This is a genomic window from Aeromonas sp. sif0611 (assembly GCF_019218845.1).
Taxonomy (GTDB): Bacteria; Pseudomonadota; Gammaproteobacteria; order Enterobacterales; family Aeromonadaceae; genus Aeromonas; species Aeromonas media.
Genome location: NZ_JAHUWU010000006.1, coordinates 136,530 through 158,792, shown reverse-complemented (window position 1 = coordinate 158,792; position 22,263 = coordinate 136,530). Strand labels below are relative to the sequence as shown.

The following is a 22,263-nucleotide window of genomic DNA, read 5'->3' as shown; positions in this document are numbered from 1 at the left end:
GGATCCCGCTTGTGGAACCGGCGGCAGATACTTATCATGCGGCCACATTTGTTTAATTTAATAAACGGAAAGCGATGAAGAACTGGCTGGGCCCCGGTAGTGCGGCCCTCTCCTTCGTGCTCTGGGGCATGCTGCCCCTCTATTACCAGTTCATGCCCGAGATCAACATGTGGGAGCTGCTCTCCCACCGGGTGCTCTGGTCTGTTGTCCTGCTGGGCGGCCTCTTCCTGCTGCTCGGGGTACGGGTACCCTGGGCACGCCTGCACAGCGAGCCCCGCCAGCTCGGCCTCATCCTGCTGGCGGGCCCCATCATGTCCATCAGCTGGTGCATGTTCACCTGGTGCCTGACCACGGGCCAGGTGCTGACCACCAGCCTCGCCTTCTTCATGACGCCGCTGTTCAACATCGCCTTCGCCGTGCTCTTCCTCAAGGAGAGGCTCACCCCCCAGAAACATCTGGCGGTCGCCCTGGCCCTGGCGGGGCTGGCCTACATGCTGTTCTCCTACGGCGAGCTGCCCTGGTTCTCCCTCATCATGGGTGCCAACTTCGCCTTCTACGGTCTCATCAAGAAGAAGGTGCGCCACGATGCCGGTATCAGCCTCTATCTCGAGTCTCTGGTTCAACTTCCCGTCGCCCTGCTGATCCTCGGTTGGCTGGGCCTGCACGGCATGAGCCAGTTCATGGCCGGGGACTGGGCCGACAAGCTGCTGCTGATGGGCAGCGCCCCCGCGACCCTGCTGCCGGTAGGTCTGTTCTGTTACGCCGTGGCACGCACCCGCATGAGCACTGTGGGGCTGCTGCAATACATAGAGCCGAGCCTCGCCTTCCTGCTCGCCATCTTCTGGTTTGGGGAGATCCCGGATCCGGTGAAGTCGGTGGGCTTCGCCTTCGTCTGGGCCGGCCTGCTGGTGAGCCTGCTGCCCCTGCATCGGCTCAGGCGCGACCGGGTCCAGTGGAAAGAGTCGTGACGACGGACATCTGTACCGATAAACCTGCAACTAACTGGTTTATCTATCTGGTGCGCACCGGCGCGGGCTCGCTCTATGCGGGGATCAGCACGGATCCCGAGCGGCGACTGCGCCAGCACCAGAGCGGCAAGGGTGCCCGAGCGCTGCGTGGCAAGGGGCCGCTGACCCTGGTCTGGCGCCAGGGGGTGGCGGACAAGGGCGCGGCGCTGCGCCTCGAGTATCGCCTCAAGCAGCAGAGCAAGGCATTCAAGGAGCGCCTGGTGCTCGACCCCGGACTCTGGCACGACTGGAGCCAACCCTGGCTGAGCGCCGATACGGCCCCCATAGATCCATCCCCCTGAACCAGTCGCTCCCGCCATAAAAAAGGCCGCTGGGAGCAGCGGCCAAGGAAGGATCCGATAGCAGGGAGGCTTAACGGTAGGTGTTCGACTGCTTGCGCCTGTTGCTGAGCAACCAGCACACCGCCAGCACCAGCAGCAGCCAGGGCGCCAGCTTGATGATGAGGGCAAACATGCCGGCCAGGGCGCCAAACAGCACGAAGACCCCGCTCACCAGCAGCATGGCCAGCACGGTAAACCCGGTCAGCGCCATGGTCACCAGTACCAGCATCAAGACGATAAATTCCAGCATGTTGTGCTCCTCACAGGCTTGCAGTGGCCAGCGGGTCTGATCCGGGGATCAGTCCAGCCAGCGTTTCAATTCACGACGGGGCGGCATCACCAGCACCGCCAGCAGATAGAGAGCCAGGGCCAGGGGCGGCATCAGGATAAGCGCCAGCAAGGCCAGCACCCGCACCGTCACCCTCGAGATCCCAAGCCCCCTGGCCAGACCGGCACAGACCCCGGTCAGCTTGCGATGGGCCAGATCTTTGGGCCAGGGGCTCATGGTTATGCCTCCGCCTTCCGGCTTTTCAGGCGAGCCAGCTCGCGCTCAATCTCGTCGTTCAACTCCAGCTCGCGGAACTGGGCCTCCAGCGAGGGATTCTGCCCCAGAGTGGCTGCCTCCAGCTGGGCTTCCAGCTGATCGACCCGGCCCTGAAAGCCGTCGAAGCGGGCCATCAGCTCATGCATGCGCTGGTTGTCCACCTGGGCGCGGGCACGGATCCGGCTGTGGGCTGTCTGTTCGCGCAGGGTCAGCATCTTCTGCTTCTCGCGAGCCTCGGTCAGCTTGGTCGCCAGCCGCTCGCTGTCGGCGGTGAGCTGGGCCAGCACCTCGGCCACCCGGGCCTTGTCCTGCTCCAGTTGCTCGCACCTCTTGACCTCGGCCAGCTTCTCCGTGAGGGCGGCACGGGCCAGATCCTCACGTCCCTTCTGGATGGCGAGCTCGGCCTTGGCAGACCACTCCTGGATCTGGTGGCGCAGCGCCTGCTGATGGCGCTCCAGCTGTTTCTGTTCGGCAATGACGCGGGCGGCCTGGGTTCTCATCTCGATCTGCACCTGCTCCATCTCTTCGATCATCAGACGCAGCATCTTCTCCGGCTCTTCACTCTTGTCGAGCAGGCTGTGCAGGTTGGCATTGATCACGTCGGTCAGGCGGCTGAATACGCTCATGGTCTGGCTCCTTGTTGATGGGATGTCACTCTCGTCCCATGGCATTACAAGAGCCGTGCCAAGATGATTTATTGTTGTTTTACAGATAGATGGAGACTTGGCATTGCCATCTCAAGGCCATGAGTTGGTGAAAATTGCCAATGGCGTGGTGATTTTAACCAATAAAAAAGGGAGCCAGCGGCTCCCTTCATGCAGTTGGGTTCAACCTCAGGCGGCCGGGCGATGGCCCAGCTTGCCATCCAGCTCCGCCAGCTTGGCTTCCATCCTGGCCCGGCAGGTATCCGACAGATCGCGGATGCCGGCGGCGCCGTGCTCCTTGCTGCACAGGGGGGGCAGCATCTCCAGCAGCACCTCGCCGTTGTCCCAGCGGTTCAGGTCAACCTGACCGAAGTAGCTGGAGCAGACGATGGGCACCACGGGCACTTCGGCCTGGACGGCGGTGTGGAAGGCGCCGGCCTTGAACGGCAGCAGACCGCGGCCCTGGGAGCGGGTCCCTTCCGGGAACATCCAGATGGAGGTGCCGTGGTGCTTGATGCGATCCACCACCTGGCCTATGGTGCCGATGGCGCGGGAGCGGTTGGATCTGTCGATCAACACGTTGCCGGAGAGCCAGAAGATGAGGCCGAAGAAGGGCAGCCACAGCAGACTCTTCTTGCCCACCGCCACCACGCCGGGGCGCACGGCACCGGTCACGGTGAAGATGTCGAAATTGCTCTGGTGATTGCAGACATAGACGGCAGGCCCCACCGACTTGACCTCGTCCGGAATGGTGACCCGGACCTTGAGCCCGATGAGCGGGCAGACGGCATGGTACATGCGGGCGAAAACATAGACGTTGTTGGGGTGGCGCGGACGCACCAGACAGAGCAACAAACCAAACACGAACCAGAAGATGAGCAGCAGGGTAAGCAGCAGCACACGGGCAATTTTGAGCATCGAACACCTCGGAATTTGACTCGGCGCAGTATACTGGTCCCCCTTTTAGCGAACAAGCGTTCGCCAGACAGAACCGACCACCCCAGATGGAGCACGTGCTCTCATCGAATCCCGCTGGCTTGCTCGCGCCACCATTGATCGATAGGATATGCCCCATTCAACAGGGTAGGACGAGCATGATTTTGCGACAACGCGTGGCGACAAGACTCCTGCTGCTGGTCTGCATCCTGGTGCTCAACTGTGCGGCCCAGCCGCTGGCCAGATTGGCACAGCTCGACCAGGCCCTGAGTTGCCAGGCACTTCCCCTCCCCTCGTCCAGCGCCGATGCCGACGAGGGGCAAGCCTCGACGCCCCAGCCCAGCAGTTGCCAGCTCAACGGCAAGTGGCTCAGTGCCGCCAACCTGCTCTGCGCCGAGCAGATCTTCTTTGCCATTGCCTTCGTGATTGCCCTGCTGGCGCCCCTGTCGCGCCGCGCCCCTGCGCTTCCCCCTCCCATCAATATCTCGCCCCCCGAACGGCGACTGCACCTCACCCTCTGCGTCTGGCGGGAATGAGTCTGCGGCGGTTTTCTCCACCCTGACTTTCATTTTCAAGAGACAAACACATGTCAAACATCATCAAGACCGCCCTGTTGCTGAGCGGTCTGCTGTGGCAATCCTTTGGGTTGGCCAGCGACACCGGCTGGCTCACCAGCCCCCAGAACGATCACGCCAAGGTGCGGCTGCAAGCTGACACCCGGGATCCCGCCGCCCCACGGGTGCTGCTCAGCCTGCAGCTTGAATCCGGCTGGAAAACCTATTGGCAGAACCCGGGGGAAGGCGGCATAGCCCCCGAGATCCTCTGGGATAAGCCCGAGCCGGCGGCGCAGTGGCACTGGCCAGTGCCCAGGCGGTTCGACGTCAGCGGCATCTCGACCCAGGGCTATCAGGGGGACGTCAGCCTTCCCATCAGCCTCACCCGCAGCGGCGGCGAGGCGCTGACGGGTACCCTGCGCCTCTCGACTTGCAGCAACGTCTGCATCCTGACCGACTACCCCTTCACCCTGGCGCTGGACGGCGCTGCCCCTGACGGGTTCGACCTTGCCTATGCGAAGGCGATGAGCAAGCTGCCACAAACCCTGCCGGATACCGTCATCCTCAAAGCGGGTTATCAGCAAAACCAGCTGCAACTGACCGCCGACAATCCCCAGGGCTGGCAGGATCCCCAGGTCTTCCTCCAGCGCCTGGAGGGGGCCGAATTTGGCGAGCCCAGCCTGGAGGTCCAGGGCAACACCCTGATCGCCCGCATTCCGGTCAGCGATGGCTGGCAGGGGGATGCCCCCGATATCCGTCATCAGCGGCTCGGGTTGGTGCTGGCAAGCGGCGAGCAGGCCTGGCAGAGCGAGGTCAGCATAGGTGACCCCCTGACCCTGCCGAGCTGCGGCCAGTCGCTGCTCTGGTTGCTGGGAGCCGCGCTGCTGGGGGGCCTCATCCTCAACCTGATGCCCTGCGTGCTGCCGGTGCTGGCCCTCAAGCTGGGGTCGGTGCTGCAGCTCGAGAACCAGGAACGCCGCCCGGTGCGCCTGCAATTCCTGGCGGCCAGTGCCGGCATTCTGGTCTCCTTCTGGGCGCTGGCGCTGATGAGCACCCTGCTGCGCGCCACCCAGGGAGCGGTCGGCTGGGGCATACAGTTCCAGAGCGTCTGGTTTATCGGCTTCATGGTGGTGGTGACGGCGCTGTTCTGCGCCAACCTGCTGGGGCTGTTCGAGCTGCGGCTGCCGAGCAACCTCAATACCCGCCTGGCCACCAGCGGCAGCCAGGGGCTGGGGGGTCACTTCCTGCAGGGCTGCTTTGCCACCCTGCTGGCCACCCCCTGCTCAGCGCCCTTCCTCGGCACTGCGGTCGCCTTTGCGCTCGGGGCGCCGCTCGGCCAGCTCTGGCTCATCTTTACTGCGCTCGGTGTGGGCATGAGCCTGCCCTGGCTGCTGATCGCCGCCGTCCCCCGCCTGGCGCTCTGGCTACCGAAGCCGGGCCGCTGGATGGGGCGCCTGCGCACCCTGCTGGGCCTGATGATGCTGGGCTCCAGCCTCTGGCTGCTCAGCCTGCTCGGCAACCACGTTGGCCCCTTCTGGATGCTGATCCTGATGGCGCTGATGCTGGTCGCCCTGCTGCTGGCCGTGGTGTGGCGCCACGGCATACGCACGCTGACCCTGGTGCTGGCGCTGGGCTGCCTGCTTGGCGGGGCCATGCTGCTCGGTGGCGCCTTCACCCTGGACGGCAAGCCCCAGCAGGACAGGGTCGACTGGCAGCCGCTCTCGGAGCAGGCCATCGCGCTGGCGCTGGCTCAGAACAAGCGAGTCTTCGTCGATGTGACCGCCGACTGGTGCATCACCTGCAAAGCCAACAAATTCAACGTACTGCTGCGAGATGATGTGCAACAGGCCCTGAGCGCCCCCGATGTGGTGGCCCTGCGCGGGGACTGGAGTCGCCCCTCCAACACCATCGCCAGCTTCCTGCGCCAGCGCGGCAGCGTGGCCATTCCCTTCAACCAGATCTACGGGCCCGGCCTGACGGATGGCGAGATCCTCTCCCCCCTGCTGGACCGATCGACCCTGCTTGCCACCCTGTCGCAAGCCGGTATTGCCCCCTCTCAAGGAGAAACCAAATGAAACCGACCCTGCTCGCCCTGACCCTGCTGGGCACCTTGTTGACCCCGGCCCTGCACGCCGCCCCCTTCACCCCGGAGCAGGAGGCCCGCATCAAGGAGCTCATCCGCGAGACCCTGGTCCAGAACCCGAAGATCCTGGATGAAGCGGCCGAATCCTGGGAGAAACAGAACGCCGCGGATCAGGCGGCCCAGCTCGGCGACTTCATCAAGGGCAACCAGGACGTGCTGTTCAACAGTGCCACCAGCCCGCGCCTGGGGGCCAAGAACCCCAAGCTGACCCTGGTGCTCTTCACCGACTACAACTGCCCCTACTGCAAGCAGTTCGACCCCGCGGTGGCCAAGCTGCTCAAGGCCTATCCGAACGATCTGGGGTTGGTGATCAAGCTGCTGCCGTTCAAGGGGCAGACCTCCGCCAAGGCGGCCCAGTACAGCCTGACCCTGTGGCAGCAGGATCCGGCCCGCTTCCTCGCTCTGCACGACAAGCTGATGAGCAAGCAAGGCATGCTGACCGAGGCGGACATCAACAAGGCGCTGGCAGCCACCGGCAATGTGGCGCTCAAACCCGAGGGCAAGGCCACAGAGGAGCTGCGCAATAGTCTGCGTATCGGCACCTTGCTGGGGGTGCAGGGCACACCGGCGACCCTGATCGGCAATCAGCTGGTGCCGGGCGCCCTCCCCTACGAGCAGCTCGAACAGCTCGTGAAAACTGAACTGGCGAAACTGGGGTAACGAATGACCGAGACGGCAACCCCCAGACCCCGCTGGCGACGCTGGGGCAAGGAGGCGCTCTGGCTGCTGCTGTTTGCCCTGATCCTCTCGACCGTGCTGGATCTGTGGCGCAGCCCGGCGCTGCCGGAGGGCAGCCCGCTGCCAGTGCTGACCCTGCAAGATGGCACCCGGGCCGACCTGCAGGCCATGAGCCGGGAGCGGCCGCTGCTGATCTACTACTGGGCCAGCTGGTGCGCCGTCTGCCGCTTCACGACCCCGGCAGTGGAGCAGCTCTGGCAAGACGGCGAGAACGTGCTGACGGTGGCGCTGCGCTCCGGTGACAACACCAGACTGCAACAGGGCATGGCCAGAAAGGGGCTCAGCTTCCCGACTCACAACGATGAGCAGGGGACGCTCGCCGCCCGCTGGCAGGTAAACGTCACCCCCAGCTTCCTCATCCTCAAGGACGGCAAGGTGGTGAGCAGCACCACGGGCTGGAGCAGTCGCTGGGGCTTACAGCTACGGCTGCTGTGGGCCAGCTGGCTGGCTTGAGCCCCATCACAATGAGCAGAGCCCGGTATGACTACCGGGCTCTTTTTTCATCTTGAAGGTGGTTCCCTTCACTTAAGGCTCAGACCTATTGCGCCGGGGACATCATCCCCTGGCCGAGCCGGGCCTTGACGTTTGCCCGTTCGGCCTCGTCGATCACGCCGTCACCGTTCTTGTCCAGACGGGTGAAGAGGGTCTCATGGCGTTCCATGAACTGCGCCTTGGTCGTATCCTGCATCGGCTTCATGTTGCCCATCTTGCCCGGCATGGCCTTGCCCGATTGCTTCATCGCCTCTTGCATCTTGGCCATGGCGGCCTCTTTCTCGGCAACCGACAGGGTGCCATCACCGTTGCTGTCTTGCCGGGCGAAGCGCTGCTCGGCTCTTTCCATGAACTGGGCCTTGGTGATATCCCCCTTGAGCATCACCAGCGGCTCATCGAGACTCTCATCGGCGGCGATGGCGACACCGCCCAGCAGTACCAGAGGCAGAAGATAACGTTTGAACATGATGTCTATTCCTTGTGATGGCCCCGGCCTTGCCGGGTCCTGATGCCTATCCCCAGGGCAGGATCCTTGTCACATGCACGCCCGACGATGTGGTTCCAGCATGAGTACACTGTCGCCCGTCACGGATACCCTCTGTCAGTGTAGTCCCCATGCCGGGCCCTCCATGTCTGCAGGGCTGACAAGCCGCTCCGTGACGAGCGGGATCCGTGCCCGTCCCGGGCTGCCGTCATCTCGTGTCCTATTCATGGCGGTGGCCGGTAGTTTCCGTTAAAATGACGGGTTTTTACCGTGCCTGGTTCCCCCAAGCCCCATCAGGCGCCAGCATTGTGACTCTGATGATGCCAGTGATGCAGGATCTGCCATGAACAACTACTTTCGGGTGCTGGGCGTCAAGTCCAACGCCAGCGAAAACGACATCAAGAAAGCCTATCGACGGCTCTCGAACCAGTACCACCCCGACAAGTTGCACGGGGCGAGCGAAGAAGAGAAAGAGCAGGCAGCCATCAAGCTGCATCAGGTGAAGAAGGCCTACGAGGTACTTTCCGATCCCAAGGCGAGAGCCGCTTTCATCAAGGATTTCAACAACGTCATCGTGACCGATCCCGCTGCTGCCATGCAGGAGATGTGGGACCAATTCTACCCCTGAGGGCGCTATGCAAAAAAAATGGGACCAGGCGCGCATCAAAGCGCTGATGAGTGACGCGGGCGAGAACATCGAATCCTACCGGGATCAGGATCAGCCCAAGGCGCTCGAGCAGTTCACCAGCAAGATGAAGGCCCTGCTGCTGGCCGATATCAGCATGCTGGAGTTCATGCCCGAATACCTGCCGCTCGCCCTCTATGGCCGGGTACAGTTCCCGCCCAAGGCGAAACCGGAGTGGGCCAGGTGGCTCGCCGACGGCGTACAACCCTCATGGGACGCGTTTAAGGTATCGGTGGCGTTCAACAACGCCGATCTGCCGCTGGTCAAGGCGGTGCGGGCCCAGAGCGAAGAACAGTTGATCGAAGCCTGCGCCGTGCTCTATCTGCTGGACAATCCCCTGCCCCGCGGTGGCCGCCGTGCCGATGACGACTACGAGTTGCGGGACGAAGAAGAGGAAGACGGGGAAGATGCCGACGCCGACTATCATGGCGGCGAGGGTGAGGAAGACGATCAGGACATGTACGACGAAGTACGTTTCTAATTGGGGCAAGGCATGAGCAATAGTCTGATAGAAATTACCGCCATCGAGATCAAAGAGCTGGCCGTGGTCGAACCGAAACAGGCCAGCGAGAAGTTCGAGCTGATCGCCAAGACCATGTCCGACGAGCAGTTGGCCGAAGTGATTGAAAACATTGATATCGTCACCCTGACCCAGATCAACGGCCAGCACGACATCTCCTTCCCGTCCATTATCTCCGAGCTGATGACCCCGGAGCGGATCCGCGACATCGTCTGCCAGCAGCCGCTCTACTGGGAAGAGGCCATCAAGAACAATGCCGAAGAGCTGCAGCAGCACACCTTCGACTTCCTCAACTACCTGATCCGCACCCAGGACAGCGAGGCCAAGCAGCGCGAGATCCTGGAGTGCATCGCCGACGATCCCGCCGGGCTCTTCTACCTCGCCATCCCCTTCATCGAGTTCTATCGCGGCGATCGCTACGAGGATGAAGAGGGCTATCGCGACGCCCTGCACGCCGAAGAGGAAGATCTCGAGGAGTCCCTCGCCTACAGCGAGCGCCAGCAGAGCGAGGATGCCCACGACTACCCGCTGGATGACCCGAGAAGCCTCTTGATGCTCATTCGCGAGCAGGCTCCCGAGGTGGAGAAAGCGATCAAGTCGCTGCTGCGCAGCGAGAACGCCACCTGGGACGGCATCATCAACAAGTTCGCCAACGAGCTGGTGATGCAGGCCAAGGAGAAGAACCAGGTCAGCGACGAGTACGACGAAGTGGACGACATGTTCAGCTTCCTGGATTGAGGAGAGCCCTATGCAGCTAGTCATCCGCGAGGCCAACGAAGGCCCCTTCCTCACCCAGGTACTGCGTTTTGGCCGCGACAACGAACGCCTGAGCGACCAGCAGCTTGCCGCCATCAAGGGCAAGGCGGTGCTGATGAGCCTGAAGTTCGCCGACAAGTACTACAACAAGTACAAGATGCACCTGCTGGAGCAGGCCGCCCACGACGTCATCGGCGTGGTGAGCCTGGGGTTGCAGGAGCTCTCCGGGCGCGACAATGCCCGGGCGCTGGCCCTGCTGCAGGCGCCGGAGGGACCCATCAAGCCGTTCCAGAAGGGCTGGTCCATGCTGATCTCCGTCAGCCCCAGGCAGACGGGCAACAGCCTCTACGGTGACGTGGATGCCAGGCTGCTGGACAAGATCTCGAGCCCCCCCGACATCGAGGAGTGGCAAGGGTGGCAGGAGTACGAGAAGGCGCTGGCCGAGCACAACAAGGTCCGCCTGATGGGGCTCATCGACCAGCACTTCTTCGCCAGCGAGAGCGATCACCCCACCATGGAGGACAAGCTGGCCGAGGCCCTGCTCTACCGCATCCTCTGCGGCAAGGGCAGCGGCGCCGCGCCCCTCAAGGTGAAGCAGGATCTCAAGCGCAAACTGGCGCGGGAGATTGAACTCGACGAGGCCTGGTACGATACCGACTATCTCGCCGCCCAGCTTGCCCTGATGCTCGCCGAGCTGCCCGCCGACATGGCCGCCGCCCTGCGCCAGGAGCTGAGCCCGGGCTTCGTGCCGAACCTGCTGCACACCCTGGGGTTTGTGCGCCAGTATCAGCAACTGCAACGGGACAACGCCTCGCCGGAGAAGCTCGACAACATCGAGATGCGCGCCGGCCTCAGGCACCCCCTGCTCGGCTGGCCCCTCTACCACGACTTCTAGGGCACATTTTCACCGCCCACACCATAGTCCCACAACGCCCGGCTTGCCGGGCGTTGTGCCATCTGCCTGGCAGTAAGCAAGCACTGCCAATAGAACACGCCCCTATATAAGCACTAACGTACAACCAACCCAATTGTGAGGCGTCGAGCGCTCCTCTCGGAACGCTCGCAGGTCATTGCAACCATACCCGTATCGGCCCAGTCAGTTTCGAAGGGGGTCGCCGATCCCTGTATAACAGAAGCGCTCACCTCTTAAATACTGTCATTTTGATACACAGTCGCACTCCAATATTGGCTGCCGTTACCTGTTTGGCGAGTCCATCCATCTGCCTCCAGTTGTCTGGCGATCATTCGATTCATAAAGCCATGACCGAGCAGCAGCACCGGTCCTTCGCTGGCAAGGGATTGAAGTCGTTGAGCTGCAGTGCTGGCGCGCCTCTTCGCAGTGCCGACAGATTCGACTCCATGTGAGTAACCCCACAACCATAAGATTCGCAGGATAAACGCCCAGACAAACGGCGATAGCCGTGGCAGTCTCCAGTGGCCATAAGGCAGTGGCGCTTCACGAAATAGCCCGTCGACGAGGGCGGGTTTCAGGCCGAGAGCCTGAACTGAGGTCAGCGCACGAGGCAGGTTGCTCGAGACTATCACCTTGGCGGTGGTGGCGAGTTGCTTGCTGGCTTCCGGGACGGGGTGCTTGGTAATGTCGGAGCTGTCGTACTGCTCGATCCAATCTTTCATCTCGAGCGCTGACATTTTGTCGGTTGCGGCCAGCTTGGGCTGGCCGTGACGCATCAGGATTATTTTTCTGCTCACTGTCTTACTGTCCGTTTACGCCCTTGTCCTGATGTGTTCCAAACCAACCGTGATCACGGTACCACACCACTGTGTCGGTGATGGTTTGCTCCAACGCCCGGAAACGCAGATCAAGCTCTCGCTCACTCTTGCCGTGATCGAAGCAGGTGCGATCCTTCTCTCGTATCAACAGGCGCAACGTAGCCATGCTCAGCAGAATGGGCTTGCCAGTAACACGCGCGTAGATCTCCTGCACCGCCGCCAAGGCGTATAAAAAGGGCAGCGGTAGTTGTCGAACGGGTGTCTTGACGCCAGCGATGCGCCCAAGAACAGGTATCAGCTCACGCATTGTCATATGCCGGCCCGCAGCGAGATAGCGCTCACCCCGGCGCCCATACCTGGCTGCAGCGATCAGCGCCAATGCCACATCGCGGGCATCGACAACGGAGAAGCTACCGGGGATAAGTCCGGGCAATTTGCCGCGTACGACATCGTTGACCAACTGTCCCGAGGAGGTCGGGCCAATGTCGGCAGGACCCCACATCCAGCCAGGCAGGACCATGCAGGCATGCATCTCGGGATGGTTTTCCAGAAACGACAGGACGACACGGTCGGCGAGGATCTTGCTGCGGTAATAGTCATCCGCGTCAGCGTCGGCCCGCAGACAGCTTTCATCAATTGACGTGCCGGGTGCGCCGTCGAGCACGGCAATGGAAGACGTATGGATAAACCGTCTTATGCCAGCGCTGTAGGCCTGGCCAAGCAGGTTCCGTGTACCGGACACATTAATCTTGTCGAGCTCCTCCCAGTGACTGCCACCCTTGTAGCTGTCGCGAAAGTACGCTGCAGTGTGGAACACCGTATCACAGCCCTGTAGCGACGCAGCGAACGCGTCGACATCAGCCATGTCACCCACCACCAGTTCCACACCCGGCAGATCCTTGAACTGTTGTTCACCTTTGGCTCTTGAACGAACCAGGGCTTTGACTGCGTGACCACGAGCGACCAGTTCACGCACCAGGTTGTTGCCCAGCAAGCCGGTCGCGCCAGTGACAAATGTGTTATGCATGTATCACCCCTCACTCTGATCGGCTAACGGCATCAATACCACACGGTCGAAGAAAACTTCTTCACGTATGACCAAGCCGTCTCTGAAGGTGAGGTGTGCGGCGTAATACAAGGTAATGTGGCGCCCATGAGGTGGAATCACCCGGTCTGACAGCACTAATGGTGCCGTGAAGGTGCCGGTCAGGAAGACGATCAGTGCCAAACGATCGTCAGTGACAACAAATGGACTCAAGATCACTTTGGCATCGGGGAATGCTTCGAGTAGCGCGAGCTCTCGCTTGTGCATGGCCTCACGACCTGTTTGTATCCCTATGCCATCGAAGTAGCTAACGTCTTCGGAAACCAGTGCAAGCATCGCCTCCAGGTCTCGGCGATTAAAGGCGCTGGCGGCGCGTGCCGCATAGCCATTGGAACCAGTTGTCATACAGTCCATTCCATTCTTTTCGAGGGAGTGTAGATATACCGTTGACGCCGCTATCTAAAAACAGCGACTACTGCATAATGGCTTTGCAAATTTGCAGATCAGGCAAGATATGGAGCATGGCTTTGCAAGCAAACTGGGACGATCTTCGCCTGTTGTTGGCAGTCTCGCGACGTGGCAGCTTTCTTCAGGCTGGCCAATTGCTGGGGATCGCAGCCTCTACTGTGGCGCGACGGCTGACTCAGCTTGAAGGCGCACTGGGCGAGCCACTCGTCGAGCGGGGAGTTGAAGGATGCAGGTTGACCCCACGAGGCCAATCCCTCGTGGACGTTGCCCTGGCTGCAGAAGCAGGCTTGAGACGTCAAACCGTTACGGGCATATCTGATCCGCACACAGAGCTATCTGGCAATATCGTGGTCAGTGCAGGAGAGGGATTCTCGTCTTGCGTGCTGGAGGCCGCGAGTCGCTTCACCACTCTACATCCGCGATGCTCGGTGGAGTTGCTGGTCACAGCCGATTTTCACAAGATCGTCCGCGGTGCCGCAGACATTGCTGTACGCACGACTCATCTGGGCGAACCTTCGCTTATTTATCGCTTCATAGACAGGCTCGCTTATGGTGTCTTCGCCGATGCAGCTTATCTGAAGCGGTTTCCGGGGCTGACTCCAGCCACTGCGGTCAATATTGGCCTGCTTCCTCCGCTGGACATGTTGCCTCAAATGCGTGCGGCAAAGGCCGCAGGTCTGGACCACACGCCGATCAGCGTGAACTCGTTTTCGGTTCAGCTCGAATCGGTGAGGCGAGGTATGGGCGTGGCGGTGCTGCCCCGTATTCTGGCGAAGGATCTGATCGAATTGTTCCCGGAACTCCAGCTTCCAGATATGGAGGTCTATCTGGTGACCCGGCCACAGGTATTGAAACAGGCTCACATCAAATGTTTTTTTGTCATCCTGGAGAAGGTTCTCATTGAAGCCCTGTCCATGAAGAGTGTCGACGATCACCTCTTGGGAGTCGCGCCGAAATGAGTGCGTCATATACAGGAGATTTAGACTCAACCAATTGAAATAGATATAAAAATACTTCGTTTGTGATCTCGTTTATCGCCAAACAAAATCAACACGCGCGAAGCCTATGACCATTATCAATGCTGATGACTAACTCCTGGCTCCCGCCGTATCGAGCACATTGCCCGGCTGGCCGCTCTACCACGACTTCTAGGGCGCATTTTTACCGCTCACACCGTCGTCCCACAACGCCCGGCTTGCCGGGCGTTGGGCCATCTGCCGGGCAGTAGGCGCAGCCGGACTACCTCCTAAGCGTCATTGGCCCACAGTTTGTCAGGGATATAATGACTCCCCTATACGACCGCAGGGGAAGAGCCATGGGCAGAAAGCCGGACAGGATCACCGCGATGCAGCAGATCATCGACGCCGTGAAGCAAGAATTCCCGCTCTATCAGCCGGATACCTTCAAATGTGGACCAGACAACACCTGCATCGGCTGCCCCAAGAAGCTGATGGAGCTGGTGGACACCGACCTCTCCTACTGGCAATACCAGATCGAACGCGGCATCCCGCCCAGCTTCGACGAGATCCAGCGCTTCGGCAAGATGTGCAAGAACATCCGCCGGGCCCTGGTGCGCAACGGCCGCATCCCCGCCTGATTTCGCATACGCCTTGATCACCCATAGACGGCCCTCCGACGAAGGGGCCAAGGAGCAGACCATGACTCAGGAAAGGATCCAGACCCAATACCGACTCGGTAGCCCCTTCGCCAGCCAGGCCGAGCTGGCGCAGGCCATCGCCCTGGCCATAGAGGCCCACAAGCGGGACTTCTTCCCCCTGCTGGAGCGGCTGGTGGATGAGGGGAACCCCGGTGTCCACCTGAGCCAGGAGCACCCGCCTCGGGTGCTGGGCATCGAACTTGACCAGAGTGGTATCCAGGGGCTGGCCCACCTCGGCTACGAGTCCAACTTCTTCGAGGGTTGCCTTATCGTCGACAAATATGATCAGCACCAGATCGACCTGCCCTTTTGCCTCGAAGGGGATCAGCTGACGTTCGATATCGAGTTGCCCATCGCCTGGAATTTCAATAACTGAGGGGTTCGCGATCTCGCCTGGCATCATCACAAGAAAGGAGCCTTGCCGGCTCCTTTTTCAATGCTCCCCGCAGATGGCAGGCGAGGCGGTTGTAACCCCTTTGCCCGCGTCAGGTGAGATAGTAACGCCACGACCTGATCGGCTCGGCGTAGCCGACCCGGATGCAGAAGGGGGCAAGCTCGTGATTGGCCTGCTCCAGGCTGAGGGTCTGGTGGGCATCCTGCTGACACCACTGCACGAACTCGTCGCTGTTGAAGCTGTAGTGATCCCCGTGAAAGGCCCCGTGGGCCTCGATGAGCCCGATGGCTTTCTCCGTTTCCATATTTGGCCTCCTGGCACTGTGCTGTTCCTTTCAAGCTTAGCGAGTGGGGAGGAGTAGGGTCGATTAACGCAGCGTAATCGTCCGCACCATCGGCACCGTGGTGAGTGGAAAAGGGACAAGAAGAGAGGTTGCCTGCAAAACAGCTGCAGCCGGTGTTCGCGAACCTCTAATCACGCTTCACTAATCAGACTAACGATCCATCGTGCAGGGCCAATTTTGAGATGCAACACAATTGTTACGACAAAGGGTCATTTAAGTCTGTTAGAATAGCTTCCGTACTATTGCCGCTCAACCGTGTTACTTCGTGGGCTTAGTGCAACGGAGCTAAATCAATTAAGAAGGTCAATGCACATGGCATCATCTAGCAGAATCACTCCATCCAGCCCTCGACTCGCATCACTATTATCTGATGTAGAACGCGGAAATATTAAAATACCAGTTTTTCAACGTCAGTATATCTGGAATGATGAACAGATAATCAGCTTGCTTGACTCAATATACCGTGGATATCCCGTTGGCTCACTCCTAATGTGGTCCACCAAAGAAGAATTAAAGCATGAGCGGAATGTAGGTGGGTTCATGCTTCCAGAAACACCTGAAGATTATCCAGTAAACTATATTCTAGATGGTCAACAGAGACTGACGACACTTTATGGGGTCTTTCACTCGGATGGAAATACTTCCGATGCGGCACTAGCTGACAGATTCAACATTTGCTATATCCCAGATGAAGATGTTTTTGTTCATCATTCCGCCGCAGGCGGAAAAGAAAAAATACATTTACACACAATTCTTGATACAACTAAACTTTTAGTGGAGCTATCAAGGTTTAATGAAGATAATAGAGTGAAGATAGGGAAGCTAACCGAGTCATTTAAAGATTATGAATTCCCTATAGTTACAATTAGAGAGCGGAGCAATAAAGAAGTATGTAGCATCTTCCAGAGAATAAACTCCTCTGGAACACCACTAAGTAACTTAGAATTATTAACAGCTTGGACTTGGTCAGATCAGTTCGATCTTCGTCAAGAAATAGATAATCTATTAGATTTACTATCTGATAAAGGCTATGAAGAAATAGATCAGCCACTTCTAATGAGAATGCTGGCATCTCTCACATGCGGAACAATAGATTCAGATGACTTGGTCGATGTAAGCCCAGATGTTCTGGTCAAAGGGATGGAGACACTTAAAAGTGCTGTAATGTCAGCTGTAGACTTCCTTGAAGGGCAGCTAAAAATAAAAAATGTGATATTCCTTCCATTCCCAATTATGCTCATACCTATTGTTAATTTTTATGCTCTTATCAAACACCCCACTTCAGACCAATTGTCTCAGATAAGAAAATGGTTTTGGCAGTGCGCCCTCACACTACGATATAAAGCCGGGACTAATCGCTTAGTTTTAGAAGATTTAGGGAAAATAAAAAAGATATCAGAAGGAGATACACCTTTCGATTCTACTACACTAACAGTTAAACCTGATTTATTTAATAGCACTTGGAGAATTAACTCTACTGCTGCGAAGGCAGCCCTATGCTTAATGGCTCAGATGCGGCCGCGCTCATTTTTAACTGGCTCTGAAGTAGATTTAGGTAATGTTTTATCTGCTTATAACGCCAGACAATTTCACCACATATATCCAAAAGCATTTTTAGCTTCCCAAGGAATTACTTTCCATGAGGCTAATGTTATTGCCAACATATGTTTCCTAGCCGCCTCTGAAAATAATATAATTAGCGATAAAAACCCTAGCGATTACTTCAAAGATATTCCGCCCGCACATTTAAATGATATATTTCAGTCAGCATTAATACCTAGTAACGCACGAGTTGGAAATATGAAGTTCCAAGATTTCATAAATTCCAGAATAGAGCTCCTAAAAGAAAAAGCACAAAGACTGATAGATACTGGGTATATACAGTAACTGGTTTTAATCTCAGCGGTCATCATAATGAAGGGCGCTTTCGCGCCCTTTCTATTTATTAACCTTCCTGATTTTCCCCCGCAACCGGTTCTGCACCGGCGGCGGGTTCAATCTCGATGCGATCGACCCGCTGCAAACCACGGGGCAGCTTGGCGCCGCGGCGGCCGCGCTCGCCACGGTAGTAGTCAAGATCCGAAGGTTTGAGGGTCAGCTTGCGCTTGCCGGCAAACAGGGTGACATATTGCCCCTGCGGAATAATGGCGGCCATCACCATAAACTCTTCCCGTGCCTTCACCCGCGCCGATGGAATGCTGATCAGCTTGTTGCCCTTGCCCTTGCCGAGCACCGGCAGGGTGCTGAGCGGGAACAGCAGCATGCGCCCCTCGTTGGAGATGGCCATGCAGAGATCGGTCTCTGGCGAGCCAATCTTCTGGGGTGCCATCACCTGGCCACCTTCCGGCACGGTGAGCAGCGCCTTGCCGTTCTTGTTCTTGCCAATCAGGTCGTCATATTTGCAGACGAAGCCGTAACCGGCGTCGCTCGCGATCAGATACGGCTCCCCCTCGTTGCCCATCACCAGATGGCGCACCTCTTCCCCCGCCCCCAGGGCGAAGCGGCCGGTGAGCGGCTCCCCCTGACTGCGCGCAGATGGCAAGGTATGAGATTCAAGGGCGTAGGTTCTCCCCAGGGTGGAGAGGAACACCGCCTGCTGGTTGCTGCGCCCGCAGGCGTGGGCGAGATAGCCATCCCCCGCCTTGTAGGAGAGTCCGGCCACGTCCACGTCGTGGCCCTTGGCGGCACGCACCCAGCCCTTGTCGGAGAGGATGACGGTCACCGGCTCGCTCGGGGTCAGCTCCTTCTCGGTCAGGGCCACGGCGGTGGCGCGCTCCACCAGGGGGGTGCGGCGATCGTCGCCGTACTTCTCGGCATCCGCCAAGAGCTCTTTCTTGAGCAGGGTGTTGAGGCGACGCTCGGAGCCCAGAATGAGTTCCAGCTTGTCGCGCTCCTCGGCCAGCTCCTCCTGCTCGGCACGCAGCTTGAACTCTTCGAGCTTGGCCAGATGGCGCAGTTTGAGCTCGAGGATCGCCTCGGCCTGGGTCTCGCTGATGTTGAAGCGCTCCACCATCACCTTGCCCGGCTCATCCTCGGTGCGGATGATCTCGATCACCTCGTCGATGTTGAGGTAGGCAATCAGCAAGCCTTCGAGGATGTGCAGGCGGGCCAGCACCTTGTCGAGGCGATATTGCAGACGGCGACGCACCGTCTCGCGGCGAAAGACGATCCACTCGGAGAGGATCATCTTGAGGGTCTTCACCTGGGGTCTGTTGTCCAGCCCCAGGATGTTGAGGTTGACCCTATAGTTCTTCTCCAAGTCAGTGGTGGCGAACAGGTGGGCCATCAGCCCCTCCACATCCACCCGGTTGGAGCGGGGAATGATCACCAGACGGGTCGGGTTTTCATGGTCAGATTCGTCCCGCAGGTCGGTGACCATAGGCAATTTCTTCGCCACCATCTGGGCGGCGATCTGCTCCATGATCTTGGCACCTGAGGCCTGATGGGGCAGCGCCGTGATGACGATGTCGCCATCCTCCTCGCTCCACACCGCCCGCTGCTTGATGGAGCCCTTGCCGGTCTCGTAGATTTTGCGGATGTCGTCTCGCGGGGTGATGATCTCGGCGTTGGTCGGGTAATCCGGTCCCTGAATGTGCGCCATCAAGGCATCGAGCCCCGCATTGGGGTTGTCCAGCAGCTCGGCGCAGGCATAAGCCACTTCCCGCGCGTTGTGGGGCGGGATATCGGTCGCCATGCCCACAGCTATGCCGGTCACCCCGTTGAGCAGTATGTGGGGCAGGCGGGCGGGCAGCACCACGGGTTCCTTCATGGTGCCGTCGAAGTTCGGTGTCCACTCCACCGTGCCCTGGCCGAGCTCGGAGAGCAGCAGCTCGGAGAAGCGCGACAGCCGCGCCTCGGTATAACGCATGGCGGCGAAGGATTTGGGATCGTCCGGCGCCCCCCAGTTGCCCTGACCGTCCACCAGCGGGTAGCGGTAGGAGAAGGGCTGGGCCATCAGCACCATGGCTTCGTAACAGGCGCTGTCGCCATGGGGGTGGTACTTACCCAGCACGTCACCCACGGTACGGGCGGACTTCTTGTGCTTGGACAGCGCCGACAACCCCAGCTCGCTCATGGCGTAGATGATGCGCCGCTGCACGGGCTTGAGGCCGTCGCCGATATGCGGCAAGGCCCGATCCATGATGACGTACATGGAGTAGTTCAAGTAAGCCTGCTCGGTGAAGGCGCGCATGGGCTGGCGCTCTACCCCGTCCAGACTGAGCTCGATAGCATCACTCATGTGATTATCTCTTTCGGTTCGGGAGCCGCCCCTGGGCGACTCCGGCTGATACTTGCTGACCCGCGCGGGCCAGTCGACGGCTTAGATGATGGCGAGGTTGCCCTTCTCTTCCAGCCACTCGCGGCGATCCGGGGCACGCTTCTTGGCCAGCAACATGTCCATCAGTTGCAGGGTCTCATCCCCCTCCTCCATCTCGCCCATGGTGAGCTGCACCAGGCGGCGGGTGTTGGGGTCCATGGTGGTCTCCCGCAGCTGTTTCGGGTTCATCTCGCCCAGCCCCTTGAATCGGGTCACCATCACCTTGCCCTTCTTCTTCTCCGCCTCGACCCGTTGCAGCACGCCGTTCTTCTCGTCCTCGTCGAGGGCATAGAAGACCTCCTTGCCGATGTCGATCCGGTAGAGCGGCGGCATGGCGACGTAGACGTGGCCCTTGTTGACCAGGGTGCGGAAATGTTTCACGAAGAGGGCGCACAGCAGGGTGGCGATGTGCAGACCGTCCGAGTCCGCATCCGCGAGTATGCACACCTTGCCGTAGCGCAGGCCGCTGAGATCCTCGGAGTCCGGGTCTAGGCCGATGGCCACCGAGATGTCGTGCACCTCCTGGGAGGCGAGCACCTGACCGGCCTCCACCTCCCAGGTGTTCAGGATCTTGCCGCGCAGCGGCATGATGGCCTGAAACTCGCGATCCCGCGCCTGCTTGGCGCTGCCGCCCGCGGAGTCACCCTCCACCAGGAACAATTCGCCCTGCATGGGGTCGGCGCAGTTGCAGTCGGTGAGCTTGCCGGGCAGGGCCGGTCCCTGGGTAATCTTCTTGCGCACCACCGTCTTGGCGGCGCGCATCCGGCGCTGGGCGCTGCTGATGCAGATCTCGGCTATCTGCTCCGCCAGCTCGGTGTTGCTGTTCAGGTAGAGGCTGAAGGCATCCTTTACCACCCCCGACACGAAGGCCGAGCTCTGGCGGGACGACAGCCGCTCCTTGGTCTGACCGGCGAACTGGGGATCCTGCATCTTGACCGAGAGGATGTAGGCGCAGCGATCCCAGATGTCTTCCGGGGTGAGTTTCACCCCGCGAGGCAGCAGGTTGCGGAACTCGCAGAACTCGCGCATGGCGTCCAGCAGGCCCTGGCGCAGGCCGTTGACGTGAGTGCCGCCGAGCGCGGTAGGGATCAGGTTCACATAGGATTCGGCGAGGCATTCTCCCCCTTCCGGCAGCCAGCACAGGGCCCAGTCCACCGCCGATTGATCCGTGCTGAAGGCGCCGACGAAGGGCTGCTCCGGCAGGCAGGTGAACTGCTTGACCGCATCGATCAGGTAATCCTTGAGGCCATCCTCGTAGCACCATTCGAGCTTGATGCCGGTGTTCTTGTCGAGGAACTTGATGGTGAGGCCGGGGCAGAGCACGGCCTTGGCCTTGAGCAGGTGCTCCAGCTTGGAGACCGAGAAGCGCGGGGAGTCGAAATAGCTTGCCTGCGGCCAGAAGCGCACCCGGGTGCCGGTGTTGCGGCGCCCGCAGGTGCCGGTGATGGTCAGCTCCTGTACCTTGTCGCCTCGCTCGAAGGCGATGTCATAGACCTGGCCGTCCCGGCGTACCGTCACCTCGACCCGATCGGACAGGGCGTTCACTACCGAGATGCCCACCCCGTGCAGACCGCCGGAGAACTGGTAGTTCTTGTTGGAGAACTTGCCCCCCGCGTGCAGCTTGCAGAGGATCAGCTCCACCCCGGATACCCCTTCCTCCGGGTGGATGTCGACCGGCATGCCACGACCGTCGTCGATCACCTCGAGGGACTGATCTTCATACAGGGTCACCTCCAGGGTGCGGGCATGGCCCGCCAGCGCCTCGTCGACGCTGTTATCGATGACCTCCTGGCCGAGGTGATTGGGCCGGGTGGTGTCTGTGTACATGCCGGGGCGACGACGCACCGGTTCGAGGCCATTGAGGACCTCAATGGCATCCGCATTGTATTGAGTGGACATGGAGGGCCTTGCGAATTGACGTTTGGAGGGAATCTTAACTGCTCGGCGGGGGCAGAACAAACTCCCAGCACAGAAAGCTTGATCTGGACAGGTACCCTGCCATTTTTCGGGAAAGGGCCGGGCCGGAGCCGGCGTTGCTTTAACGATCGGCGGGATGATTGACCCCGTCCAGCACCGGCACCTCGCCGAGCGCGAAGGGGTTGACTCCCTCGAGGCAGGCGAGGTTGTAGCCGTACTCGGCCGGGTTGGAGCGGCGCTGATGGTGGGTGTAGATGCCGCAGACGCCGCAGAAGTAGTGCCTGGCGGTATGGGTGTTGAACTGGTAACAGCGAAGCTCGGCCTCTCCCTGCAGGATGCGGATGCCCGAGAGCGGCACCGAGGCGACAATGGCCCCCCGCCGCCGACAGAGCGAGCAGTCACAGCGGCGGGGATCCACCACCCCATGTGGCAGGCTGAGCTCCAGCACCACGGCGCCGCAATGACAGCTGGCCCTGTGTTTCCCCTGGATGAGGGTGTTGCCGATGCGCTTGATCATATGGCCTCCTTGCCACCGGGCTCAGCGTC

Annotated in this window: 26 protein-coding genes; 14 read left to right on the top strand and 12 right to left on the bottom strand. The window is 59.9% G+C overall.

From position 1 onward, the window contains the following. Positions 1-74: 74 nt before the first annotated feature. Complete coding sequence (rarD, locus tag KW824_RS15485; RefSeq protein WP_218410263.1) at positions 75-968, top strand: EamA family transporter RarD; 894 nt, start codon at positions 75-77, stop codon at positions 966-968. After that, positions 965-1,309, top strand: a complete 345-nt coding sequence (locus KW824_RS15480; protein ID WP_218410262.1) for a GIY-YIG nuclease family protein — start codon at positions 965-967, stop codon at positions 1,307-1,309. Before rarD ends, KW824_RS15480 begins: the two co-directional genes overlap by 4 nt. A gap of 70 nt (positions 1,310-1,379) precedes the next feature. Here KW824_RS15480 and pspG read toward each other — a convergent pair whose 3' ends face one another. From pspG to KW824_RS15460, 4 genes are all read right to left on the bottom strand, one after another. Further along, on the bottom strand, positions 1,380-1,598 hold the full coding sequence (pspG, locus tag KW824_RS15475; RefSeq protein WP_005331057.1) for an envelope stress response protein PspG: 219 nt from the start codon (positions 1,596-1,598) through the stop codon (positions 1,380-1,382). A 48-nt stretch (positions 1,599-1,646) separates the two neighbouring features. Then, complete coding sequence (locus tag KW824_RS15470) at positions 1,647-1,853, bottom strand: PspC domain-containing protein (protein ID WP_042649985.1); 207 nt, start codon at positions 1,851-1,853, stop codon at positions 1,647-1,649. 2 nt (positions 1,854-1,855) lie between these two features. Continuing rightward, positions 1,856-2,518 carry a phage shock protein PspA gene (gene pspA / locus KW824_RS15465; protein WP_218410261.1) on the bottom strand — a complete coding sequence of 221 codons (663 nt, stop codon included), beginning with the start codon at positions 2,516-2,518 and terminating at the stop codon, positions 1,856-1,858. Between the two features lie 207 nt (positions 2,519-2,725). Next, entirely contained in the window at positions 2,726-3,454 is a 729-nt protein-coding gene (locus KW824_RS15460; protein ID WP_042649987.1) for a 1-acylglycerol-3-phosphate O-acyltransferase, read from the bottom strand. 176 nt (positions 3,455-3,630) lie between these two features. Between KW824_RS15460 and KW824_RS15455 the strand changes: the two genes are divergently transcribed. Genes KW824_RS15455 through KW824_RS15440 form a run of 4 tightly spaced genes read left to right on the top strand, consistent with a single transcriptional unit; the run spans position 3,631 to position 7,360 of the window. Further along, a complete protein-coding gene (locus KW824_RS15455; RefSeq protein ID WP_043132532.1) occupies positions 3,631-4,008 on the top strand; it encodes a hypothetical protein in 378 nt (125 codons plus the stop codon). A 50-nt stretch (positions 4,009-4,058) separates the two neighbouring features. Then, entirely contained in the window at positions 4,059-6,101 is a 2,043-nt protein-coding gene (locus KW824_RS15450; RefSeq protein WP_218410260.1) for a protein-disulfide reductase DsbD, read from the top strand. Further along, complete coding sequence (locus KW824_RS15445; protein ID WP_171272739.1) at positions 6,098-6,829, top strand: DsbA family protein; 732 nt, start codon at positions 6,098-6,100, stop codon at positions 6,827-6,829. The genes KW824_RS15450 and KW824_RS15445 overlap by 4 nt, the downstream gene beginning before the upstream one ends. Positions 6,830-6,832: 3 nt before the next feature. Further along, the gene (locus KW824_RS15440; protein ID WP_042649991.1) at positions 6,833-7,360 is read left to right on the top strand and encodes a protein disulfide oxidoreductase; all 528 of its coding nucleotides are present in this window, start codon (positions 6,833-6,835) and stop codon (positions 7,358-7,360) included. 85 nt (positions 7,361-7,445) lie between these two features. Here the strand turns inward: KW824_RS15440 and KW824_RS15435 are convergent, their stop codons facing one another. After that, positions 7,446-7,865: an EF-hand domain-containing protein gene (locus KW824_RS15435; RefSeq protein ID WP_218410259.1), complete on the bottom strand. Its 420-nt coding sequence runs from the start codon at positions 7,863-7,865 to the stop codon at positions 7,446-7,448. A 361-nt stretch (positions 7,866-8,226) separates the two neighbouring features. Here KW824_RS15435 and KW824_RS15430 point away from each other — a divergent pair, with 361 nt between their 5' ends. The 4 genes from KW824_RS15430 to KW824_RS15415 are packed head-to-tail and all read left to right on the top strand — an operon-like array spanning position 8,227 to position 10,739. Next, the gene (locus KW824_RS15430) at positions 8,227-8,511 is read left to right on the top strand and encodes a DnaJ domain-containing protein (protein ID WP_025325592.1); all 285 of its coding nucleotides are present in this window, start codon (positions 8,227-8,229) and stop codon (positions 8,509-8,511) included. 7 nt (positions 8,512-8,518) lie between these two features. Beyond that, positions 8,519-9,049, top strand: a complete 531-nt coding sequence (locus KW824_RS15425) for a hypothetical protein (RefSeq protein ID WP_218410258.1) — start codon at positions 8,519-8,521, stop codon at positions 9,047-9,049. Positions 9,050-9,061: 12 nt separating this feature from the next. Next, positions 9,062-9,826, top strand: coding sequence for a hypothetical protein (locus tag KW824_RS15420; RefSeq protein ID WP_171272741.1), 765 nt, complete (start codon positions 9,062-9,064; stop codon positions 9,824-9,826). 10 nt (positions 9,827-9,836) lie between these two features. Next, on the top strand, positions 9,837-10,739 hold the full coding sequence (locus KW824_RS15415) for a hypothetical protein (RefSeq protein WP_218410257.1): 903 nt from the start codon (positions 9,837-9,839) through the stop codon (positions 10,737-10,739). Positions 10,740-10,990: 251 nt separating this feature from the next. Here KW824_RS15415 and KW824_RS15410 read toward each other — a convergent pair whose 3' ends face one another. Genes KW824_RS15410 through KW824_RS15400 form a run of 3 tightly spaced genes read right to left on the bottom strand, consistent with a single transcriptional unit; the run spans position 10,991 to position 13,025 of the window. After that, positions 10,991-11,554, bottom strand: coding sequence for a histidine phosphatase family protein (locus tag KW824_RS15410; RefSeq protein ID WP_268433699.1), 564 nt, complete (start codon positions 11,552-11,554; stop codon positions 10,991-10,993). A 4-nt stretch (positions 11,555-11,558) separates the two neighbouring features. Further along, positions 11,559-12,602, bottom strand: a complete 1,044-nt coding sequence (locus KW824_RS15405; protein ID WP_218410256.1) for an SDR family oxidoreductase — start codon at positions 12,600-12,602, stop codon at positions 11,559-11,561. 3 nt (positions 12,603-12,605) lie between these two features. Then, positions 12,606-13,025 carry an ester cyclase gene (locus tag KW824_RS15400; RefSeq protein WP_042649997.1) on the bottom strand — a complete coding sequence of 140 codons (420 nt, stop codon included), beginning with the start codon at positions 13,023-13,025 and terminating at the stop codon, positions 12,606-12,608. A 116-nt stretch (positions 13,026-13,141) separates the two neighbouring features. On the opposite strand from KW824_RS15400, the gene KW824_RS15395 reads away from it, so the two are divergent. From KW824_RS15395 to KW824_RS15385, 3 genes are all read left to right on the top strand, one after another. After that, on the top strand, positions 13,142-14,047 hold the full coding sequence (locus KW824_RS15395; protein ID WP_218410255.1) for a LysR family transcriptional regulator: 906 nt from the start codon (positions 13,142-13,144) through the stop codon (positions 14,045-14,047). Positions 14,048-14,433: 386 nt separating this feature from the next. After that, the gene (locus KW824_RS15390) at positions 14,434-14,685 is read left to right on the top strand and encodes a hypothetical protein (protein WP_218410292.1); all 252 of its coding nucleotides are present in this window, start codon (positions 14,434-14,436) and stop codon (positions 14,683-14,685) included. 61 nt (positions 14,686-14,746) lie between these two features. Next, positions 14,747-15,121, top strand: coding sequence for a hypothetical protein (locus KW824_RS15385; RefSeq protein WP_218410254.1), 375 nt, complete (start codon positions 14,747-14,749; stop codon positions 15,119-15,121). A 109-nt stretch (positions 15,122-15,230) separates the two neighbouring features. On the opposite strand, the gene KW824_RS15380 is transcribed toward KW824_RS15385, so the two are convergent. After that, a complete protein-coding gene (locus KW824_RS15380; protein ID WP_218410253.1) occupies positions 15,231-15,443 on the bottom strand; it encodes a hypothetical protein in 213 nt (70 codons plus the stop codon). 351 nt (positions 15,444-15,794) lie between these two features. Here KW824_RS15380 and KW824_RS15375 point away from each other — a divergent pair, with 351 nt between their 5' ends. After that, on the top strand, positions 15,795-17,369 hold the full coding sequence (locus tag KW824_RS15375) for a DUF262 domain-containing protein (protein WP_218410252.1): 1,575 nt from the start codon (positions 15,795-15,797) through the stop codon (positions 17,367-17,369). A gap of 58 nt (positions 17,370-17,427) precedes the next feature. Here the strand turns inward: KW824_RS15375 and parC are convergent, their stop codons facing one another. The 3 genes from parC to KW824_RS15360 all read right to left on the bottom strand — a co-directional run bounded on the left by parC (position 17,428) and on the right by KW824_RS15360 (position 22,234). Then, complete coding sequence (parC, locus tag KW824_RS15370) at positions 17,428-19,722, bottom strand: DNA topoisomerase IV subunit A (protein WP_218410251.1); 2,295 nt, start codon at positions 19,720-19,722, stop codon at positions 17,428-17,430. Positions 19,723-19,803: 81 nt separating this feature from the next. Beyond that, positions 19,804-21,699, bottom strand: coding sequence for a DNA topoisomerase IV subunit B (gene parE / locus KW824_RS15365; protein WP_218410250.1), 1,896 nt, complete (start codon positions 21,697-21,699; stop codon positions 19,804-19,806). Positions 21,700-21,838: 139 nt separating this feature from the next. Next, positions 21,839-22,234 carry a GFA family protein gene (locus KW824_RS15360; RefSeq protein ID WP_042649409.1) on the bottom strand — a complete coding sequence of 132 codons (396 nt, stop codon included), beginning with the start codon at positions 22,232-22,234 and terminating at the stop codon, positions 21,839-21,841. Positions 22,235-22,263 lie beyond the last annotated feature (29 nt).

Excerpts from the sequence above, each read along its gene's own strand:
- rarD (WP_218410263.1), top strand. The coding sequence starts at position 75 with ATGAAGAACTGGCTGGGCCCCGGTAGTGCGGCCCTCTCCTTCGTGCTC.
- pspG (WP_005331057.1), bottom strand. The coding sequence starts at position 1,598 with ATGCTGGAATTTATCGTCTTGATGCTGGTACTGGTGACCATGGCGCTG.
- KW824_RS15470 (WP_042649985.1), bottom strand. The coding sequence starts at position 1,853 with ATGAGCCCCTGGCCCAAAGATCTGGCCCATCGCAAGCTGACCGGGGTC.
- pspA (WP_218410261.1), bottom strand. The coding sequence starts at position 2,518 with ATGAGCGTATTCAGCCGCCTGACCGACGTGATCAATGCCAACCTGCAC.
- KW824_RS15460 (WP_042649987.1), bottom strand. The coding sequence starts at position 3,454 with ATGCTCAAAATTGCCCGTGTGCTGCTGCTTACCCTGCTGCTCATCTTC.
- KW824_RS15455 (WP_043132532.1), top strand. The coding sequence starts at position 3,631 with ATGATTTTGCGACAACGCGTGGCGACAAGACTCCTGCTGCTGGTCTGC.
- KW824_RS15450 (WP_218410260.1), top strand. The coding sequence starts at position 4,059 with ATGTCAAACATCATCAAGACCGCCCTGTTGCTGAGCGGTCTGCTGTGG.
- KW824_RS15445 (WP_171272739.1), top strand. The coding sequence starts at position 6,098 with ATGAAACCGACCCTGCTCGCCCTGACCCTGCTGGGCACCTTGTTGACC.
- KW824_RS15440 (WP_042649991.1), top strand. The coding sequence starts at position 6,833 with ATGACCGAGACGGCAACCCCCAGACCCCGCTGGCGACGCTGGGGCAAG.
- KW824_RS15435 (WP_218410259.1), bottom strand. The coding sequence starts at position 7,865 with ATGTTCAAACGTTATCTTCTGCCTCTGGTACTGCTGGGCGGTGTCGCC.
- KW824_RS15430 (WP_025325592.1), top strand. The coding sequence starts at position 8,227 with ATGAACAACTACTTTCGGGTGCTGGGCGTCAAGTCCAACGCCAGCGAA.
- KW824_RS15425 (WP_218410258.1), top strand. The coding sequence starts at position 8,519 with ATGCAAAAAAAATGGGACCAGGCGCGCATCAAAGCGCTGATGAGTGAC.
- KW824_RS15420 (WP_171272741.1), top strand. The coding sequence starts at position 9,062 with ATGAGCAATAGTCTGATAGAAATTACCGCCATCGAGATCAAAGAGCTG.
- KW824_RS15415 (WP_218410257.1), top strand. The coding sequence starts at position 9,837 with ATGCAGCTAGTCATCCGCGAGGCCAACGAAGGCCCCTTCCTCACCCAG.
- KW824_RS15405 (WP_218410256.1), bottom strand. The coding sequence starts at position 12,602 with ATGCATAACACATTTGTCACTGGCGCGACCGGCTTGCTGGGCAACAAC.
- KW824_RS15400 (WP_042649997.1), bottom strand. The coding sequence starts at position 13,025 with ATGACAACTGGTTCCAATGGCTATGCGGCACGCGCCGCCAGCGCCTTT.
- KW824_RS15395 (WP_218410255.1), top strand. The coding sequence starts at position 13,142 with ATGGCTTTGCAAGCAAACTGGGACGATCTTCGCCTGTTGTTGGCAGTC.
- KW824_RS15390 (WP_218410292.1), top strand. The coding sequence starts at position 14,434 with ATGCAGCAGATCATCGACGCCGTGAAGCAAGAATTCCCGCTCTATCAG.
- KW824_RS15385 (WP_218410254.1), top strand. The coding sequence starts at position 14,747 with ATGACTCAGGAAAGGATCCAGACCCAATACCGACTCGGTAGCCCCTTC.
- KW824_RS15380 (WP_218410253.1), bottom strand. The coding sequence starts at position 15,443 with ATGGAAACGGAGAAAGCCATCGGGCTCATCGAGGCCCACGGGGCCTTT.
- KW824_RS15375 (WP_218410252.1), top strand. The coding sequence starts at position 15,795 with ATGGCATCATCTAGCAGAATCACTCCATCCAGCCCTCGACTCGCATCA.
- parC (WP_218410251.1), bottom strand. The coding sequence starts at position 19,722 with ATGAGTGATGCTATCGAGCTCAGTCTGGACGGGGTAGAGCGCCAGCCC.
- parE (WP_218410250.1), bottom strand. The coding sequence starts at position 21,699 with ATGTCCACTCAATACAATGCGGATGCCATTGAGGTCCTCAATGGCCTC.
- KW824_RS15360 (WP_042649409.1), bottom strand. The coding sequence starts at position 22,234 with ATGATCAAGCGCATCGGCAACACCCTCATCCAGGGGAAACACAGGGCC.